This window comes from Seohaeicola nanhaiensis, from assembly GCF_042654245.1.
Taxonomy (GTDB): Bacteria; Pseudomonadota; Alphaproteobacteria; order Rhodobacterales; family Rhodobacteraceae; genus Seohaeicola_A; species Seohaeicola_A nanhaiensis.
In genome coordinates this window covers 65,610-83,912 of sequence record NZ_JBHSGI010000005.1, presented here as the reverse complement: position 1 = coordinate 83,912, position 18,303 = coordinate 65,610, and the positions used below count along the sequence as shown (strand labels likewise).

The following is an 18,303-nucleotide window of genomic DNA, read 5'->3' as shown; positions in this document are numbered from 1 at the left end:
AGGCAGACATGCAATTGCAGGCAATTGGAAGTGAAATAACCCTGGAATCGGCCGGTTTTGGCGCTGGAGGAAACGATCCGGACGTCACGGTTCTGAGTAACGGCAATCTGCTGTTGACCTGGAGCGAGGTTCTGGGCGATCCGACCGACGTTTTCGACGACGTGGACGGCGCGGTTTTCGCACGGATTCTCACAGCGGATGGCGCGGCGATCAGCGATATCCTTCAGATCAACACCTTCGGCCCGTATGTGCAGGACCGCCCGCAGGTGGTTGCGCTCAACGGCGGCGGGTTCGGGATTGGGTATACTTCTACACTGGCGCCCGGAGACGCGCCGGAGGATGCGGATGTGTTTCTGCAATCCTACGCATCTGACGGAACGGCGACGGGGACTTTTTTCGTCGATATAATCCAGGACACCGTCGGAACCGAGCAGCTTTTGAATGAGATCGTGTCGCTGGGTGGCAGTCGATTTGCCGCGCTGCTCGAAAATGGCGCGGCTTATGTCTACAACTTTGGCGGCACGCCGCTAGTGGCACTGGCGTCAGTCGATGATATGGTTCAGCTGGCGAACGGGAATATCGTTACGGCCGTCGTGGAGACGGACCCCGAGCCTGACCGGATTTCGGTCACAATGTATAATTCCCAGTTTCAGACACCCTTGGGTTTTCAGGGCGTCTACGAACCTCTGACCTTCTACATCCACGGATCACAGAAAGCGAAGCCCTTGGGCAATCTCGAATTGGCGGCGCTGGCCGGCGATGGATTTGCTTTGGCTTTTATCGAGACAATTGACACGGATAATTCGAGTGTCAATGTGTCTATTGTTAACGACTTTGGGCAGATCGAGTTCGAGAGAATACCGGTTTCGCATCAGATCTCATCAAAGAGTGGCGATGCGCAGTTCGACATGATCGGTCTTGCGGGCGGCGGATTCGTCATGGCGATTGTCGATCCGGACCCGGACGAGACCGACGTCGGGGTCGACATCCTTTTCTTTGATGCGGATGGAAAGCTGGAAACGCGCCTGCAGGCCAGCGTCAATGACGCCGGAAACCAGCGCGATCCGGTGCTGACCGAGCTGCCGGATGGGCGGATTGCCCTGGCGTTCACCGACGACTCCGGCGATCACAACACCCTGCGGCTGGCCTATTTCGAGATCGACGGCGCGAGCGGCAAGTTTGTGGGATCCGCTGGCGACGACCAGCTGGGCGGCGTTGCGGGCCACGACCGGATCTTCGGGTTGGACGGCGACGACCTGATCCTCGGGCGCGGCGGCAATGACCGGCTGGTGGGCGGCAACGGCAATGACAGGCTGGCCGGTGGGGCCGGTGCCGACGCGCTACGCGGTGGCGCGGGTGTCGATGTGCTGCGCGGCAATGGCGGCAATGACGGACTTGGGGGCGGCGAGGGCGACGACCGGCTGTTCGGCGGCTCCGGGCGCGACGTGCTGGGCGGCGGGCAGGGCGACGACCGGTTGTCGGGCCAGGCCGGCAACGATGTTCTGCGCGGCGGGCTGGGCGACGACGTGATGGCCGGTGGGATGGGCAATGACACCTTCCAATTCGTGCGCAGTGTGACCGGTCATGACACGATCATCGACTACGGTGCAGGCGACGTGCTGGAAATTGATCTGCGCGGTGCCAAGCCGGGCATCATCGACGTGAGCAACGACGGCAGCGATACTCTGGTGAGCTTCGGGTCGGCCTCGGTCACGCTGAGCGGCGTCGTGCTGGACCGGGCGGATATCACCTTTGATTTCCTCTGATCCGATACTGGCGAAAAAAGACCGCGCGCAACGGGAGTTGCGCGCGGTTTTTTGTTTTCTTGGCGCCTGATCAGCCGGCGAGGGCCTTATTCAGGTTCTCGTCCACCTTTTCGAGGTAGCCCATGGTGGTGAGCCACTTCTGTTCCGGTCCGACCAGCAGGGCGAGGTCCTTGGTCATGTCGCCGGCTTCGACGGTTTCGACCACGACGCGTTCCAGCGTGGTGGCGAAGTTCATCAGCGCGTCGTTGTTGTCGAGCTTGGCGCGGTGCTTGAGGCCGCCGGTCCAAGCATAGATCGAGGCGACCGAGTTGGTCGAGGTCTGCTCGCCCTTCTGATGCTGGCGGTAATGGCGTGTCACGGTGCCGTGGGCCGCTTCGGCCTCGACGATCTTTCCGTCGGGGGTCATCAGCACCGAGGTCATCAGGCCGAGCGAACCGAAGCCCTGGGCCACGGTGTCGGACTGGACGTCGCCGTCGTAGTTCTTGCAGGCCCAGACATAGCCGCCCGACCATTTGAGCGCCGAGGCGACCATGTCGTCGATCAGGCGGTGCTCGTAGGTGATGCCGGCCTTCTTGAACTGCTCTTCGAACTCTTCCTCGTAGACCTTCTGGAACAGATCCTTGAAGCGGCCGTCATAGGCCTTGAGGATGGTGTTCTTGGTCGACAGATACACCGGCCAGCCCTTGAGCAGGCCGTAGTTCATCGAGGAGCGGGCGAAGTCGATGATCGACTGGTCGAGGTTGTACATCGCCATGGTGACACCGGCACCGGGGGCGTTGAAGACCTCCTTCTCGATCGTCTCGCCGTCTTCGCCGACGAACTTGATCGTCAGCTTGCCCTTGCCGGGAAAGCGGAAGTCGGTGGCGCGATACTGGTCGCCAAAGGCGTGACGGCCGACGACGATGGGCTTGGTCCAGCCGGGGACCAGGCGCGGCACGTTCTTGCAGATGATCGGCTCGCGGAAGATCACGCCGCCGAGGATGTTGCGGATGGTGCCGTTGGGCGAGCGCCACATCTCTTTCAGGCCGAATTCCTCGACCCGCTGTTCGTCGGGCGTAATGGTGGCGCATTTGACGCCGACGCCGTACTGCTTGATCGCATTGGCCGCATCGACCGTGATCTGGTCGTTGGTCTCGTCGCGGGCCATGATGCCGAGATCGTAGTATTTCAGGTCGATGTCGAGATAGGGCAGAATGAGCTTTTGCTTGATGAAGTCCCAGATGATCCGGGTCATCTCGTCGCCGTCGAGTTCAACGACCGGGTTAGCCACTTTGATCTTGGTCATGCGTGCGAAACCTTTCCGTTTTGGGTGAGTCGGGATTGCCGCGTCTCTAACGCAGATCGCCGGGACGGGAAAGGTTGTATACGTTCGTATACCGGATATTCGTCAGCTTTCACGGTTTCTGACAAGGAAACGAAGGTGCAGGTGCCGAAGCGACTGTTTCTGCGGCGCCGCGATTTGTGGCGGGTTACGTCGCGGAACTCTTCCGGAGGTTTCTGCGGGTGCTAAGTCACGCGCAACTTTGATGAAAGGACGATCCCCATGTTTACTAAAACGCTGATGGCCGCGGCTCTTGTGCTTGCTCCATTCGGCGCGGCACAGGCCGCAACGCTGGACGCGGTCTCGCTGTTGCAGCAGTTCGGTCTGATCACCACCGGCGACGTCAAGGTCAACTCGCTGCATGTGCACGGACGGGCGCTGATCGGGGGGAGCCTTACGGGCAACTTCGCCGAGGTGAACAATGGCAATATCGATCCCAAGGTTGCGTCGGATTACGACGAACTGGTCCTGGGCAAGGCCACCAGCTCGACCAAGGTACGGGTCAACAACCATGGCACCGCCAGCTACAACGGCACGCCGGGCGAGCTTTATGCCGATGTGAAATCGACTCCGGCGCTGATGCCGGAGAACTATGGCGCGATCCTCGACGCGTTTTCGAACGAGCTGGACAGCCTGGTGGCCAATGCGACGGTCACCAAGGTGGGCGGCAACGGACTGAAGTTCAATGCGGCCTCGTCTGGTGGAGTCATGGTGTATGACGTGACCGCCGCCGATTTCATGAACCGCGATATCTCGCTGGAGCTGAACGGCGCCGATCTGGTCGTGATCAACGTCAGCGGCTCGGGCACCTTCAACGTCATGAGCAACTTCAACTACGACGCGGTCCTGTCGAAGAAGGTCGTCTGGAACCTTTCGGGTTTTGACAAGGTGAACCTGCAGCGTTCGGTCAAAGGACAAATCCTGGCCGGCGGTATGGAGGTTGCCTTTGGCTCGGACATCGAGGGAACGCTCTTCGCCAGGTCGGTGAAGGCCGGGGCGCAGGTGCATATCCAGACGCTGGATTACGAGGCGCCGGATCCGGTATCGGCGGTGCCGCTGCCGGGCACGCTGCCGCTGTTGCTGGCGGGTGCGGGTGCGCTGGCGGTGGTGCGGCGTCGTCGCCGGGCCTGAACGCACAGGCGTGAGACAACGAGAAGGGCGGCCGGGTCGGGCCGCCCTTTTTCGTTTGCGCGAGGTCAGCTGTCGGTGCGCGCGAAGAAGGCGGCGATCTGCGGGCGCAGCCAGGCCCAGAGGCCGGGCGCGCCGCGGGTGATGGGTTGGCCCACGCGGCTGTCCATCTGGTCCATCGTGACGCGGTATTCCGCCCAGGTGCCCCCGCCGCTGGCGAGGTTGGCGATGGGGGTCTGGAAGCGGTCGATGGCCTTGGCAAACTGGGCGTCGGGCGTTTCGGCAGCTTCGAATTCGTCCCAGAGTGCGCGGAAGCGGGCAGCCTGTTCGGGCGGCAGAAGCCCGAAGAGACGGTCGGCGGCGGCGGCTTCCTTGGCGGCCATCGCGGCGTGGTCGACACTGCCGTGGATCGGTGCGTCGCCGGCATCGATTTCGACGATGTCGTGCAGGAGCAGCATCTGCAGCACGCGGTCGACCTGAACCCCTTCGGGCGCGTGTTCGGCCAGCACGAAAGCGTAGAGCATGACGTGCCAGCTGTGTTCGGCGGAATTTTCGCGGCGCGAGCCGTCGATCAGGTGCGAGGCGCGCAGGACGGACTTCAGGCGGTCGGCTTCGGCGAGGAAGGCCACCTGCGCGTCGATGCGCGTGGCGGTCACGTGTCGCGGACCTGTGCCTGGGCCAGCTGTTCGCGCAGGAACTTCTGCGCGCCGATGGCGGCGAGGCGGACGCGCATTTCGGTGAGGAAGGCCTCTTCCAGCGTCTGAGACGAGGCGCCGAGCACCTTGCCGACCTCGACGTGAAGGCGGTCGTTGCCGGTGACCTCCATCGCCTTCATGCAGTCGTCGGCAAGCTGCGAGGCCAGTGTCTCGGTCGTCCCCATCTAGCGCGAGGTCTCCGTCAGGCGCCGTTTCACATAGTCGGTGACGCTGGTGATCAGCGTGTCCATGTGCTTGTCCTGGAAGAAGTGGTCGGCGCCCGGCACTTCCTGGTGGGTGATGGTGATGCCCTTCTGTTCGTGCAGCTTGGACACCAGTGCGGTGGTATCGGCCGGCGGCGCGACGCGGTCCGAGGTGCCGTTGATCACCAGACCCGAGGAGGGGCAGGGCGCGAGGAACGAGAAGTCGTACATATTCGCCGGCGGCGAGACCGAGATGAAGCCGGTGATCTCGGGGCGGCGCATGAGCAGTTGCATCCCGATCCAGGCGCCAAAGGAGAAGCCGGCGACCCAGCAATGCTTGGAGTTGTTGTTCATCGACTGGAGGTAGTCGAGCGCCGAGGCGGCGTCGGACAGCTCGCCGATGCCCTGGTCGTATTCGCCCTGGGAGCGCCCGACACCGCGGAAATTGAACCGCAGCACGGTGAAGCCCATGTTGTAGAAGGCGTAGTGCAGGTTGTAGACGACCTTGTTGTTCATCGTCCCGCCAAACTGCGGATGCGGATGCAGCACGATGGCGATCGGCGCGTCCTTTTCCTTTTGCGGGTGATAGCGGCCTTCGAGGCGGCCTTCGGGTCCGGGAAAGATGACCTCGGGCATGGGCAGTTCTATCCTGTCTCTTTATTCCTGAGGCGGAGCCGATAATCTTGACGATATCGCTCAGGCACCTTAGAACAGTTCTAATTGGCGAGTTCCGCACGCGGGCGCGAACGTGTCAGGGGCACATACGCATTGGACAGCGAAACGTCAATGTTTTCGCGCCGTAACCACGCATTCGGAGGGCGGGATGAAGCTTTCGACGAAGGGGCGCTATGCGATGGTGGCGCTGGCGGACATCGCGCTGCAGCCCGAGAGCAGCCTGGTGACCCTGAGCGACATCGCGCAGCGGCAGAAAATCTCGCTGCCCTATCTGGAACAGCTCTTCGTCAAGCTGCGCCGGGCTGACCTTGTCGCCTCGGTGCGCGGGCCGGGGGGCGGCTATCGCCTGGGACGGCCGGCGAAGGACATCCGCATCGCCGATGTCCTGGCGGCGGTGGATGAGACGGTGGACGCGATGCACAAGGGCGCGGGCGCCTCGGGCGGGTCGTCGGGCAGCCGGGCTCAATCCTTGACGAACCGCCTGTGGGAGAGCCTGAGCGCGACGGTCTATGTGTTCCTGCATCAGACCAGCCTGGCGGATGTGATTTCGAACCAGCTGGCGCCCTGTCCGGCGGTGCCGGGTCTGTTCGCGGTGGTGGACGAGTAGAACGGGGGGCTGTCTGCCCCCCGGCGGCCTGACGGCCGCTCCCCCCGAGGATATTTGGAGCAAGAGGAAGCATGGAGCGCGTCTATCTCGACCATAACGCCACCGCGCCGCTGCGCGCGCAGGCGCGGGCGGCGATGAGTGCGGCGATGGATGTGGTGGGCAATCCGTCCTCTGTCCATGCCGAGGGGCGCGCGGCCAAGGCCATCGTGGAGCGCGCGCGGGCGCAGGTGGCGGCGGCCTTCGGGGCCGAGGGGGCGGATGTGATCTTTACCTCGGGCGCGACCGAGGCGGCGGCGCTGGCCTGCGCCGGGCGCGGGCTGGAGGGCGCGGCGGTCGAACACGACGCGGTGGGCGCCTGGGTGACGGAGAGGCTGGCGGTGGATGCGCATGGCCGGGTAGCGGTGCCCGAACCGGGGCGGTCGGTGCTGCAATGGGCCAATTCCGAGACCGGGGTGATTCAGGATCTGCCCGAGGGTCTGGCGGTGACGGATGCGACGCAGGCTTTCGGCAAGCTGCCGGTCGCGTTCAACTGGTGCGGGGCGACGATGGCGCTGATCTCGGCGCACAAGCTGGGCGGACCGAAGGGTATCGGCGCGCTGGTGATCCGGCGGGGCACGGAGCTGGCCGCGCAGATTCGCGGCGGCGGGCAGGAAATGGGACGGCGCGCGGGCACGGAGAACGTGATCGGCATTGCCGGATTTGGCGCCGCGGCCGAGGCCGCGGCCAGCGATCTGGCGTCGGGCGTCTGGGAGCGGGTTGCCGAACTTAGAAATATTCTAGAAAAGAGTATTGAGGCTGGCGCAAATAAGACTATTTTTGTCGGGAAAGACTCGCCGCGTCTTCCCAATACCTCCTGCTTGGCCACGCCCGGCTGGAAGGGCGAGACGCAGGTGATGCAGATGGACCTGGCCGGATTTGCGATCAGCGCCGGGTCGGCCTGTTCCAGCGGCAAGGTTAAGGCGTCGCGCGTGTTGCGGGCCATGGGCCTGGACGAGGCCACCTCGGCGAGCGCGATTCGCGTCTCGCTGGGACTGGAGACAACGGAAGAGCAGGTGCTGCGGTTTGCAGAGGCCTGGCTCTCCACAGAAAAGAAACATCGCGCGCGCGCCGCGTGAGGTCAGGAGACGGATATGGCCGCATTGGACCAGACCCAGGTGAAGGAAGGCGTCGATCAGGAGACGGTCGATGCGGTGCGCGAGGTCGGTGGCGCCTATAAATACGGCTGGAACACCGAGATCGAGACGGATTACGCGCCCAAGGGCCTGACCGAGGATATCGTGCGGCTGATCTCGTCCAAGAACGAGGAGCCGCAGTGGATGACCGACTGGCGGCTGGAGGCCTATGCGCGCTGGCTGACCAAAGAAGAACCCAAATGGGCGATGGTCGACTATCCGGAAATCGATTTCCAGGACCAGTATTACTATGCCCGGCCCAAGAGTATGTCGGTCAAGCCGAAGTCGCTGGACGAGGTCGACCCCAAACTGCTGGCGACCTATGAGAAGCTGGGCATTCCGCTGAAGGAACAGATGATCCTGGCGGGCGTCGAGGGCGCCGAGGCGATGCCGGCCGAGGGGCGAAAGGTCGCGGTGGATGCGGTTTTCGACTCGGTTTCGGTGGGCACGACCTTCCAGGCGGACCTGAAGAAGGCCGGGGTCATCTTCTGTTCGATCTCGGAGGCGATCCGCGAGCATCCCGAGTTGGTGAAGAAGTATCTGGGGTCGGTGGTGCCGGTTTCGGACAACTTCTATGCGACGCTGAATTCGGCGGTTTTCTCGGACGGGTCGTTTGTCTACGTCCCGCCGGGGGTGCGCTGCCCGATGGAGCTGTCGACCTATTTCCGGATCAATGCCGAGAATACCGGCCAATTCGAGCGAACGCTGATCATCGCCGACAAGGGAAGTTATGTGAGCTATCTCGAAGGCTGCACCGCGCCCAAGCGCGACAAGGCGCAGCTGCATGCGGCGGTGGTGGAAATCATCGTCGAGGAGGACGCCGAGGTCAAATACTCCACCGTCCAGAACTGGTATCCGGGCGACGAGAACGGCAAGGGCGGGATCTACAATTTCGTCACCAAGCGCGCCGATTGCCGGGGCGACCGGGCGAAGGTGATGTGGACTCAGGTGGAAACCGGCAGCGCCGTGACCTGGAAGTATCCGTCCTGCATCCTGCGTGGCGATGACAGCCAGGGCGAGTTCTATTCCATCGCCATCGCCAACAACTATCAGCAGGCCGACACCGGCACCAAGATGATCCACCTTGGCAAGAACACCAAGAGCCGGATCGTCTCGAAAGGGATCAGCGCGGGCCATGCGCAGAACACCTATCGCGGGCTGGTGTCGATGCATCCGAAGGCGAAGAACTCGCGCAACTATACGCAGTGCGACAGCCTGCTGATCGGCGGCGAATGCGGGGCGCATACGGTGCCCTATATCGAGGTCAAGAATAACTCGAGCCGGGTGGAGCACGAGGCGACCACGTCCAAGGTGGACGAGGATCAGCTGTTCTACTGCCGCTCGCGCGGGATGGACGAGGAGGAGGCCGTGGCGCTGGTCGTCAATGGGTTCTGCAAGGACGTGCTGCAGGCGCTGCCGATGGAATTCGCCATGGAGGCGCAGCAGCTGGTGGCGATCTCGCTGGAAGGGTCGGTGGGCTGAGCCCCCTTTGGAGTTGCCGATGAATGGCGCCCTATATACTGCCGATCGGTCTGCTGATCGCCTCGAATGTCTTCATGACCTTCGCCTGGTACGGTCATCTGGGCCACAAGGCCGCGCCGCTGTGGATCGCGGTGATGGTCAGCTGGGGGATCGCCTTCTTCGAATACTGGCTGGCGGTGCCGGCGAACCGGATCGGGCATCAGGTCTATTCGGCGGCGCAGCTGAAGACCATTCAGGAGGTCATCACGCTGGTGATCTTCGCGGGCTTCTCGGTTTTCTGGCTGAAGGAGAGCCTCAGCTGGGGCGTGCTGGCCGGATTTGTCTTTATCGGCATCGGCGCGGCGCTGGTGTTCAGGGGGTAGCGGCATGATCGTGACCACAACGCCCAGTATCGAGGGGCATCTGATCGCGGAATACAAGGGCATCGTCGTGGGCGAGGCGATCATGGGGGCGAATGTCGTACGCGATCTCTTTGCCTCGATCACCGATATCGTCGGCGGCCGGTCGGGCGCTTATGAGAGCAAGCTGCAGGACGCGCGCGAGACGGCGCTGGCCGAACTGGAGGCGCGGGCCCGGGCGCTGGGGGCCAATGCGGTTGTGGGCGTCGATCTGGATTACGAGGTGGTCGGTCAGTCGATGCTGATGGTCTCGGCCTCGGGCACGGCGGTGGTCATCGACTGAGGCGTCATGATTTTGGAATGATCGGCTGTGCCCGGATGGCGCGCGGCCTTGTGAGATGAGGTGGAATATGCTGAATATCAAGAACTTGCAGGTCAAACTTGAGGAAGAGGACAAGCAGATCCTCAAGGGTGTCGACCTGAGTGTCAAGGCCGGCACGGTGCATGCGATCATGGGGCCGAACGGGTCGGGCAAATCGACGCTGTCCTATGTGCTCTCGGGGCGCGAGGGCTATGAGGTCACGGGCGGGTCGGCCACGCTGGACGGTGTGGACCTGCTGGAGATGGAGCCGGAAGAGCGCGCCGCGGCGGGGTTGTTCCTGGCGTTCCAGTATCCGGTCGAGATTCCTGGCGTCGGCAACATGACCTTCCTGCGCACCGCAGTGAACGCACAGCGCAAGGCGCGGGGCGAGGAGGAGATGAGCGCGGCCGAATTCCTCAAGGTCGTGCGGGCCAAGGCGAAGGAGCTGCAGATCGACGCCGAGATGCTGAAGCGTCCGGTCAACGTCGGCTTTTCGGGGGGCGAGAAGAAGCGCAACGAGATCCTGCAGATGGCGATGCTGGAGCCGAAGATGTGCATCCTGGACGAGACCGACTCGGGCCTCGACGTGGATGCGATGAAACTGGTCGCCGACGGCGTGAACAAGCTGCGCTCGGAAGGGCGCGGGTTCCTGGTGATCACGCACTATCAGCGGCTGCTGGATCACATCAAGCCGGACGTGGTGCATATCATGGCGGACGGGCGGATCGTAAAATCGGGCGGGCCGCAGCTGGCGCTCGAGGTCGAGAACAATGGCTATGCCGATATCCTGAACGAGGTCGCGTGATGGCCCTGCCGCAACGCAAGCAGGATGCGACCGAGGCGCGGCTCGCCGGGCTGACGCTGCCCGCAGGCGGCTGGTCAGAGGCGGCCCGGCGCGAGGCGCTGGACCGGCTGGGCACGATGGGGCTGCCCGACCGGCGCGATGAATACTGGCGCTTCACCCGGCCAGATACGCTGGTGCAGCCCGATGCGCCGAGGGCGCGGGTGCTGGAGAACGACGAGGGTCCGCTGTTCGGGGACCGGGACCGGCTGAAACTGATCTTTGTCGATGGCGTCTTCGATGCCGAGGCCTCGGACGATCTGACGCTGGAAGGCGTGACGATCGAGCGGCTGGCGGAGACTCAGGAGGCGGACATCCACTGGGCGCGCGATCTCTACGGGGTGCTGGAAGGCCGGGGACAGACCCCGGTGCAGCGGCCCTTTGCGGCGCTGAACACGGCCTTTGCGGCGGACGGGTTGCTGATCCATGTGACGGGTAAGCCAAGCAAGCCGATCAGCGTGGTTTATGTCCATGAATCAGAGACTTCGGACGCGATCCTGCATCATGTCGTGAAGGTCGATGCGGGGGCAGAGGCGACGATCCTGGAAACCGGCCCGGCGGCAGCACGATTCAACAAGGTGATGGAAGTCGACATCGCCGATACCGGCCGGCTGCATCTGGTCCGCGGACAGGGCCGCGATCATGACCGGCGGGCGGCGACGCATGTCTTTGCCCGGCTGGGTGCGGAGTCGGTGTTCAAGTCGTTCACGGTGACGGTGAACGGCGTGCTGACGCGCAACGAGGTGGTGGTCGAGCTGACCGGTGACGACGCGGTGGCCCATGTCGCAGGCGCCTGCGTTGGCGATGGCGACTTCCACCATGACGATACGGTGTTCATCACGCATGACGCGGTAGGCTGCGAAAGCCGGCAGGTGTTCAAGAAGGTGCTGCGCAATGGCGCGGTCGGCGTGTTTCAGGGCAAGATCCTGGTCAAGCAGGGCGCCCAGAAGACCGACGGCTATCAGATCAGCCAGTCGCTGCTGCTGGACGAGGACAGCCAGTTCCTCGCCAAGCCCGAGCTTGAGATCTATGCCGATGACGTCGCCTGTTCGCATGGGTCGACCAGCGGCGCAATCGACGAGACGGCGCTGTTCTACCTGCGCTCGCGCGGGGTGCCGGTGCGCGAGGCGACCAACCTTCTGACGCTGGCATTCCTGGCCGAGGCGGTTGCCGAGATCGAGGATGCGGACCTCGCGGCCGATGTCGTGGCGCGGCTGGAAGGCTGGCTGGCCCGGCGGAGCTGATGGCGGTCACCTCGGATATCTCGGCGACCTATCGCGGGCCCGGCCGGGTGATCGGCCGGCTGCTGGACGATGGACGGCAGGAAGGGCGGGCGCTGACCTTTGCTCTGGTGGCCGGTCTGCTGTTCTTTGTCGCCCAATCGCCCTATCAGGCGCGCGAGGCGCAGCTGGACCCGAGCGGTCCGCTGGCGGTGCGCCTGTATTGGAGCGCCTTCTTCTGGGTGCTGATCGTTCCGCTGGCCGCCTATCTGCTGGCGGCGGTGTTCTGGGTTCTTGCGCGGCTGACGCGCCGGCGCATCAGCGGGTACGGAATCCGACTGGCGCTGTTCTGGGCCTTGCTGGCGTCGACTCCGGTGGCCTTGCTGGCCGGGATGGTGGCGGGGTTCATCGGCCCGGGGCGGCAGCTGGATATCGTGGCCACCCTCTGGGTGGCGGTCTTCGTATGGTTCCTGGTCGCCGGGCTGGTCCGTGCCGAGAGGGCCGCGGCATGACCATGGCCTTCATGCGCGCTCTGGCACTGCAGAGCGTGACCGATCCGGCCGCAGCCGCGCGGGTTCTGCTGGGCCTGCGGTTGCCGCGCAGCGTGCTGTGGCAGGGTCTGGTGCTGATGGCGGTGCTGCAGGCAGTGATCTACGCCCTGTCCGACTTGGCCTTTGCCGAGCCGAACCCGATGCGCTTGCTGTTCGGCGGGCCGTTGCAGTTCTTCATGATCGCGCTGCTGGGTATGGTGCTTTTCGTTTATGTCCTGCGGATGGCCGGCCGGCTGTTCGGCGGGCAGGGCGAATTGGATGATGTGCTGGCCGTCATGGTTTGGCTGAACGCGCTGCGGGCTGCGGCGCAGGTCGCCATGCTGGTCCTGTCGCTGACTGTGCCCATGGTGGCCATGGTTCTGATGCTGGTTGTCACCTTCTTCGGCCTCTACATCAGCATGCATTTCATCAACGAGGCGTTGCGGCTCAATTCGCTGTTGCGGTCCTTTTTCGTGTTGCTTGTCGCCTCGCTGGCGATCGGGATCGCGCTTTCCATTCTCCTGTCCCTTGTCGGGACACCGATGCCAGGAGCGAACGGCCATGTATGACGTCGCCACGATCCGCCGCGATTTCCCGATCCTTTCGCGCGAGGTGAACGGACAGCCGCTGACCTATCTCGACAACGGCGCCTCGGCGCAGAAGCCGCAGGTGGTGATCGATGCGGTGACGCGGGCCTATTCCGAGGAATATGCGAACGTCCACAGGGGGTTGCATTACCTGTCCAACCTCGCGACCGAGAAATACGAGGCGGTGCGCGGCACCGTCGCTCGGTTCCTGGGCGCGGCGTCGGAAGACGAGATCGTGTTCAACACCGGCACGACGATGGGCATCAACATGGTGGCCTACGCTTGGGCGATGCCGCGGATGAAGGCGGGCGACGAGATCGTGCTGAGCGTGATGGAACATCACGCCAATATCGTGCCCTGGCATTTCCTGCGCGAGCGCATGGGCGTGGTGCTTAAATGGGTCGATATCGACGACAGCGGGGCTCTGGACCCGCAGGCGGTGATCGACGCCATCGGGCCAAAGACCAGGCTGGTGGCGGTGACCCATTGCTCCAACGTTCTGGGGACGGTCGTCGATGTGAAGGCGATCACGGCGGGCGCCCATGCCAAGGGGGTGCCGGTGCTGGTGGACGGCAGCCAGGGCGCGGTGCACATGCCGGTGAACGTGGCCGATATCGGCTGTGATTTCTATGCGATTACCGGGCACAAACTGTATGGCCCCTCGGCATCCGGCGCGATCTATGTCAAGGCCGAGCGGATGGCCGAGATGCGGCCTTTCCTCGGCGGGGGCGACATGATCCGCGAGGTGACGCGGGATGCAGTGACTTACAACGATCCGCCAATGATGTTCGAGGCGGGCACGCCGGCAATCGTGCAGATCATCGGGCTGGGCGTGGCGCTGGACTACATGATGGATCTCGGAATGGAGAACATCGCGGCGCATGAGGCGGGGCTGCGCGATTATGCCTATCAGCGCCTGCGCGGTCTGAACTGGCTGCGGCTTCAGGGCACGACTCCGGAGAAGGCGGCGATCTTCTCGCTGACGCTGGACGGTGCGGCCCATGCGCATGACATTTCGACCATTCTCGACAAGAAGGGCGTGGCGGTGCGCGCAGGGCATCATTGTGCCGGACCGCTGATGGAGCGGCTTGGGGTAACGGCGACCTGCCGGGCGTCCTTTGGCCTGTACAACACGACGGAAGAGGTCGACCGGCTGGTCGAGGCGCTGGAACTGGCGCACGAGCTGTTCGGTTAGTAGCCGGTCATCTCAAGATAGCCCTTGCCGCTGTGGCTGCCGGTGATGCGCACCGGGCCTTCCCAGTAGGGAAAGGAAGTTGCCATCCAGGCCTGTGGGTTCACGGCGTCGACTTCGATATCAAGATCGTGGGCCGGCAGCTTCAACTGCCAGCGGGTGGGGATGGCGCGGCCTTCGACCTTTGACGTGGCCAGGGGCGCGACGTTGAGGGCGCCGTCGGGCAGCGGCTCGGCCTGTCCCTCGGGCGTGATCCAAGTGGCGGCTGTGAAGTCACCGGCGGTGTCGCGCAGGCGAAACCCCATCATCCTGGCGCCGCTGTCGAAAGAGAGCGAGAACCAGTCCCAGCCGCTTTGCGTGGCCGACAGGGGCTGCGAGGACCATTCGCGGTCGAGCCAGCCCTGTCCGGTTACCTTCACGGGGCCGTCGGGCAGGTTTAGGGTGCCGCTGACGCTGTAGGCGGGCTGCGAGTAGTAGTGGCTGGCGTGGCCATCGCGGGATTTGACGGAATAGCCGTGTTGGCCCTGTTCCACGATGGGACCTTCGGCCGTCAGGGACAGGGCATAGGCGAAATCCTGGCCGCGCGCGGTCAGGTCGAGCGTGTCGATGCCGGGGCCGGTGGCGCGCATCTCCCAATCGTCGATGAAGGCGAGGAAGGGGTCGGCGGTAACGCCGGCCTGGCCGATGCCACCACGCGCGCGGCGTTCGGCGACGAACTGGCGGCTGGGGGTGGTCAGCCCCGCGTGGCCCATCCAGAGTTGCGGGCTGGACCATCCGTCGCCTTCGCGGGGGGCGAGAGCCGAGCGGAACAGCGTCCACTGGATGCCGTAGTCGGTGCCATCTTCGCCCTTCAGCGTGGCGGTCAAATACCACCATTCGATGCGGAAATGCACATGGGGCCCGTGGTCAGCCGGGAAGGTCAGGCGGTAGGCCGGGTCGGGGGGCGCAAAGCCTTCGGCATCGGTGCCAAGGCCGGCGAACCCCTGGGCGCAGGCGAGGGTGGGAAGCCAGAGCAGGAGGGCCAGTAGCCTAGCGTTCATGGGCGAAGACCTTCAGCAGATCGGCGGGGGGCAGGCGGCGCAGCCGTCGGGCGGGCAGGGCGGCTGCAAGGGCGCCGGCCAGCAGGGCGAGCAGGAAGAGGCGCAGCCAGTCGAGCGGGAAGAGATACATAGGCAGCCGCCAGCCGAAGGCCTCGACATTGATGACATCGAGCAGGATCTTCGCGAGCAGCAGACCCAAAGGCAGGGCCAGCAGAGCGGTCAGACCGGCAAGGGCGAGGCTGCGCAGGATCTCGATCCGGGCCAGCGCGCGGCGGGTCATGCCAAGCGCCCAGACCGGGGCGACATGGGGCAGGCGCATCGTCCAGAGGGTGAGCAGGCTGGTCAGGATGGCAAAGCCAGCGACTCCAAGCGTCAGAATGTTGAGCGCGGCGGTAACTACAAAGGTCTTTTCGAAGATCGCGAGCGAGGCAGCCTTGATCGCCGCCTGATCGACAAGGGCGTTGTCGGACAGGTCGAAGCTGGCGCGCATCTCGTCGGCGAGGGCGGCGGCCTGGTCGGGGGCGATGCGGATGCCGAACTGGCGGTTGGCGACGTTGGGTTCATGCGCGAGCAGGTCGGGCAGGGCGACGATGGCCTGTCCCTGCGGGTTGCCGTAGTCGGAATAGACTCCGACCACGGGCAGCCGCCAGCCGCGCCCGAGGTCGAGCATGGCGCCGGGCCAGAGCCCGGCGCGGCGGGCGAGCTGTTCGTTGACCAGAGCTCCGGTTCCGCTGGCGATCCTGTCCCAGACCCCTGGCGCGGCGGCGATCAGGGGCCAGTTGTTTCGGTAGGTGGCGTGGTCGGCGACGCCATAGAGCCGGGCGGGGGCGCCGGCGAGCTCCGTCTCGGCATAGCGGATCGGCAGCACCGCTTCGGCGCGGGGCGCGAGCCATTCGGCCAGGTCCGCGCCCTGGGCATCGGTGGCGGCGGTGACGTAGAGCTCGGAGGCGAGGCGCTGGTCCAGCCAGCCAGTGAAGGTGAGGCGGAAGCTCGACACCATGGTGCCGACGCCGATATTCGTGGCGAGCGCCAGCAGCAGCGCCATCAGGGCGAGCGAGAGGCCTGGCAGCTGCGCGCGCAGGTCGGCGAGGATCCATTGGCCGATGACGCCGCGGGTGTGACGTTCGCCCAGGATCAGCAGGGCGGCGAGAAGCGGCGGCAGCATCACCGCAGCGCCCAGCAACAGGCCGCCGAGCAGCATGAAGCCCCCGGCCAGCCCGCCGATCTGCCAGAGCGCGGCCAGCCCGCCAAGCATCAGCACGGGGCCTGCGATCGCCATGCGCCAGCGGTTGCGGCGGGCCGCGCCGGACCAGGCCAGCAGGCCGGGCGCGGCGAGGATCGGCATCCGGGCGACGCGTGTGACGCCTTGCGCACCGGCCAGCAGCGCGCCGCCGACCGCCATGGCAAGGCCACTGGCCACCCAGGCGGAGCGCAGGGTCAGGCCGCCGTCCACGGGCGCGCCGTAAAGGCCGCGCAGGGTGGCGGCGACATCGGGCAGCAGGGCGGCGGCGACGAGATAGCCGAGGACGAGGCCGAGGAGGCCGGAGAGCAGCGCCAGAGCGAGGAGTTCGCCGAGCACCAGCGCCGTGAGAGTGCGCGCGGGCAGGCCGAGGGCACGCAGGGTGCGGAACATGCCGCGGCGCTGTTCGAAGGCCAGACCGGCGGTGCCGTGCACGATGAAGAGCCCAACCGCGAAGGAGAGCAGGCCGAAGGCGGTCAGGTTCAGATGAAAACTGTCGGTCAGGCGGGCAGTGTCGGTCTGGCTGGTCGGTTCGGTCAGCTGTAGTTCAGGTACGAGATCGGCGAGGGGCGTCAGGTTGGCGGGCTGATCGGGCAGGACCAGCAGACGCGTGAGTTCGCCCGTTCGGCCCAGCAGACGTTCGGCGGTGCCGATATCGGTCAGCGCGACGCCGTCGGGCAGGTCGGGCGTTTCGATCCGGGGCGGCAGGTCGGTGGCATCGGCAAGCTGCGCGGCGGTGTCGGGCGTAACGAAGAGACGCCCGGGAGGCAGCAGGATCGCGGTGGGATCGGTGGCCGTGTTGGTGGTTGCGGGCATGACCGGATAGGTCAGCCCATCGACGCCGACAACACGCAGATTGGTGCGCCCGAGCCGCGCGCGGCCTTCGAGCACGGGCGAGACCTGCCAGCCGGCGCGGCGGAGCTTGACATAGGTGGCGACCGACAGGGCGCCGTCGCGTGCCTTCAGCACCGGGCCGGCATCGCCGCCGAGCTGGGCCGCCGCGCGGGCATAGCTGGCGCGGGCTTCGGCATTGATGGCCTGCACCGCCGACCACAGGCCGGTGGCGAGTGCGAGACCCAGAACCAGCGTTGCAAGCTGGCCCGGTTGCCGCCGCCAGTGAGACAGCAGCGCGCCGAGGGCGGCGGCGATCACCGGATGGCTCCGTTGGTCAGATGCACGCGGCGGCCAAGGGATGCGGCGATGCGATCGGAATGGGTGACCAGCAGCAGGGCGGCGCCGGTTTCGGCCACCAGATCGAGCATCAGGGCCAGAACGGCATCGCCGGTCGTCTCGTCCAGGTTGCCGGTCGGCTCGTCCGCGAGCAGGAGGCGCGGGCGCAGGGCGAGGGCGCGGCCGATGGCGACGCGCTGCTGCTGGCCGCCCGAGAGCGTCTCGGGATAGCGGGACAGGAGCGTGTCCAGACCAAGACGCGTGGCCAGATGGGACACCCAGGCGGGGTCGTGGCGGCCGCCGAGGCGGGCGTGAAAGGCGAGGTTCTGCGCGACAGTAAGCGACGGGATCAGGTTGAACTGCTGAAAGACCAGCGCGACCGGCCCGCGACGCACCATCGCGCGCCCGGCGTCGTTGAGTGTGCTGTAGGCCAAACCGTCGAGGCGGATCTCGCCCGTCTCGAAGTGGTCAAGCGCGCCGGCGAGATGGAGCAGCGTGCTCTTGCCGCTGCCGCTTTCTCCGGTGAGGGCCAGCGTCTCGCCCGCGTCGAGAGCGAGAGAAACCGCGTCGAGCACGGGGCGTTCGGCGCCGGGATAGCGCTTGCTCACATTGTCGATTTCCAGCAGCACCGCTCGTCTCCGTTCTGTTCGGCGCACAGGATCACGGTTTGGAGGGATGTGTCCACCCGCGCCCGGCGGGCAGCGGCCGAGGGTCGCGGGCGGGACTGGCGGAGGG

19 protein-coding genes are annotated in these 18,303 nt (G+C 65.1%); 12 read left to right on the top strand and 7 right to left on the bottom strand.

The window, feature by feature from the left end:
• Positions 1-8: 8 nt before the first annotated feature.
• Entirely contained in the window at positions 9-1,766 is a 1,758-nt protein-coding gene (locus tag ACFO5X_RS07760; protein WP_380716727.1) for a calcium-binding protein, read from the top strand.
• A 70-nt stretch (positions 1,767-1,836) separates the two neighbouring features.
• On the opposite strand, the gene ACFO5X_RS07755 is transcribed toward ACFO5X_RS07760, so the two are convergent.
• On the bottom strand, positions 1,837-3,051 hold the full coding sequence (locus tag ACFO5X_RS07755; RefSeq protein WP_380716726.1) for an NADP-dependent isocitrate dehydrogenase: 1,215 nt from the start codon (positions 3,049-3,051) through the stop codon (positions 1,837-1,839).
• Positions 3,052-3,309: 258 nt separating this feature from the next.
• Between ACFO5X_RS07755 and ACFO5X_RS07750 the strand changes: the two genes are divergently transcribed.
• Positions 3,310-4,218, top strand: coding sequence for a collagen-binding domain-containing protein (locus ACFO5X_RS07750; RefSeq protein ID WP_380716725.1), 909 nt, complete (start codon positions 3,310-3,312; stop codon positions 4,216-4,218).
• Positions 4,219-4,283: 65 nt separating this feature from the next.
• On the opposite strand, the gene ACFO5X_RS07745 is transcribed toward ACFO5X_RS07750, so the two are convergent.
• From ACFO5X_RS07745 to ACFO5X_RS07735, 3 genes are read right to left on the bottom strand one after another with little or no spacing between them, the layout of a single operon-like run.
• Complete coding sequence (locus ACFO5X_RS07745; RefSeq protein ID WP_380716724.1) at positions 4,284-4,871, bottom strand: HD domain-containing protein; 588 nt, start codon at positions 4,869-4,871, stop codon at positions 4,284-4,286.
• The gene (locus ACFO5X_RS07740) at positions 4,868-5,095 is read right to left on the bottom strand and encodes a hypothetical protein (RefSeq protein ID WP_380716723.1); all 228 of its coding nucleotides are present in this window, start codon (positions 5,093-5,095) and stop codon (positions 4,868-4,870) included. The genes ACFO5X_RS07745 and ACFO5X_RS07740 overlap by 4 nt, the downstream gene beginning before the upstream one ends.
• Entirely contained in the window at positions 5,096-5,749 is a 654-nt protein-coding gene (locus tag ACFO5X_RS07735; protein ID WP_380716722.1) for an alpha/beta hydrolase, read from the bottom strand. It lies immediately after the preceding gene.
• 187 nt (positions 5,750-5,936) lie between these two features.
• On the opposite strand from ACFO5X_RS07735, the gene iscR reads away from it, so the two are divergent.
• The 10 genes from iscR to ACFO5X_RS07685 all read left to right on the top strand — a co-directional run bounded on the left by iscR (position 5,937) and on the right by ACFO5X_RS07685 (position 14,121).
• Positions 5,937-6,395 (top strand): Fe-S cluster assembly transcriptional regulator IscR, encoded by a 459-nt coding sequence (gene iscR / locus ACFO5X_RS07730; protein WP_380716721.1) that lies wholly within the window; start codon positions 5,937-5,939, stop codon positions 6,393-6,395.
• Between the two features lie 71 nt (positions 6,396-6,466).
• Positions 6,467-7,510: a cysteine desulfurase family protein gene (locus ACFO5X_RS07725; protein WP_380716720.1), complete on the top strand. Its 1,044-nt coding sequence runs from the start codon at positions 6,467-6,469 to the stop codon at positions 7,508-7,510.
• A 15-nt stretch (positions 7,511-7,525) separates the two neighbouring features.
• Positions 7,526-9,049: a Fe-S cluster assembly protein SufB gene (gene sufB / locus ACFO5X_RS07720; RefSeq protein WP_380716719.1), complete on the top strand. Its 1,524-nt coding sequence runs from the start codon at positions 7,526-7,528 to the stop codon at positions 9,047-9,049.
• A 23-nt stretch (positions 9,050-9,072) separates the two neighbouring features.
• Positions 9,073-9,411 carry a DMT family protein gene (locus ACFO5X_RS07715; protein WP_380716718.1) on the top strand — a complete coding sequence of 113 codons (339 nt, stop codon included), beginning with the start codon at positions 9,073-9,075 and terminating at the stop codon, positions 9,409-9,411.
• Positions 9,412-9,415: 4 nt separating this feature from the next.
• Complete coding sequence (locus tag ACFO5X_RS07710; protein ID WP_380716717.1) at positions 9,416-9,730, top strand: heavy metal-binding domain-containing protein; 315 nt, start codon at positions 9,416-9,418, stop codon at positions 9,728-9,730.
• A 67-nt stretch (positions 9,731-9,797) separates the two neighbouring features.
• Positions 9,798-10,553 carry a Fe-S cluster assembly ATPase SufC gene (gene sufC / locus ACFO5X_RS07705; RefSeq protein ID WP_380716716.1) on the top strand — a complete coding sequence of 252 codons (756 nt, stop codon included), beginning with the start codon at positions 9,798-9,800 and terminating at the stop codon, positions 10,551-10,553.
• On the top strand, positions 10,553-11,833 hold the full coding sequence (locus tag ACFO5X_RS07700; protein ID WP_380716715.1) for a SufB/SufD family protein: 1,281 nt from the start codon (positions 10,553-10,555) through the stop codon (positions 11,831-11,833). Before sufC ends, ACFO5X_RS07700 begins: the two co-directional genes overlap by 1 nt.
• A complete protein-coding gene (locus ACFO5X_RS07695; RefSeq protein WP_380716714.1) occupies positions 11,833-12,321 on the top strand; it encodes a YIP1 family protein in 489 nt (162 codons plus the stop codon). Before ACFO5X_RS07700 ends, ACFO5X_RS07695 begins: the two co-directional genes overlap by 1 nt.
• Positions 12,318-12,908, top strand: coding sequence for a YIP1 family protein (locus tag ACFO5X_RS07690; RefSeq protein ID WP_380716713.1), 591 nt, complete (start codon positions 12,318-12,320; stop codon positions 12,906-12,908). Before ACFO5X_RS07695 ends, ACFO5X_RS07690 begins: the two co-directional genes overlap by 4 nt.
• Complete coding sequence (locus ACFO5X_RS07685) at positions 12,901-14,121, top strand: cysteine desulfurase (RefSeq protein WP_380716712.1); 1,221 nt, start codon at positions 12,901-12,903, stop codon at positions 14,119-14,121. The genes ACFO5X_RS07690 and ACFO5X_RS07685 overlap by 8 nt, the downstream gene beginning before the upstream one ends.
• Here ACFO5X_RS07685 and ACFO5X_RS07680 read toward each other — a convergent pair.
• From ACFO5X_RS07680 to ACFO5X_RS07670, 3 genes are read right to left on the bottom strand one after another with little or no spacing between them, the layout of a single operon-like run.
• Positions 14,118-15,158 carry a lipocalin-like domain-containing protein gene (locus tag ACFO5X_RS07680; RefSeq protein ID WP_380716710.1) on the bottom strand — a complete coding sequence of 347 codons (1,041 nt, stop codon included), beginning with the start codon at positions 15,156-15,158 and terminating at the stop codon, positions 14,118-14,120. The genes ACFO5X_RS07685 and ACFO5X_RS07680 overlap by 4 nt on opposite strands.
• The gene (locus tag ACFO5X_RS07675) at positions 15,148-17,550 is read right to left on the bottom strand and encodes an FtsX-like permease family protein (RefSeq protein ID WP_380716708.1); all 2,403 of its coding nucleotides are present in this window, start codon (positions 17,548-17,550) and stop codon (positions 15,148-15,150) included. Before ACFO5X_RS07675 ends, ACFO5X_RS07680 begins: the two co-directional genes overlap by 11 nt.
• Entirely contained in the window at positions 17,547-18,197 is a 651-nt protein-coding gene (locus ACFO5X_RS07670; RefSeq protein ID WP_380716707.1) for an ABC transporter ATP-binding protein, read from the bottom strand. Before ACFO5X_RS07670 ends, ACFO5X_RS07675 begins: the two co-directional genes overlap by 4 nt.
• Positions 18,198-18,303: the final 106 nt, after the last annotated feature.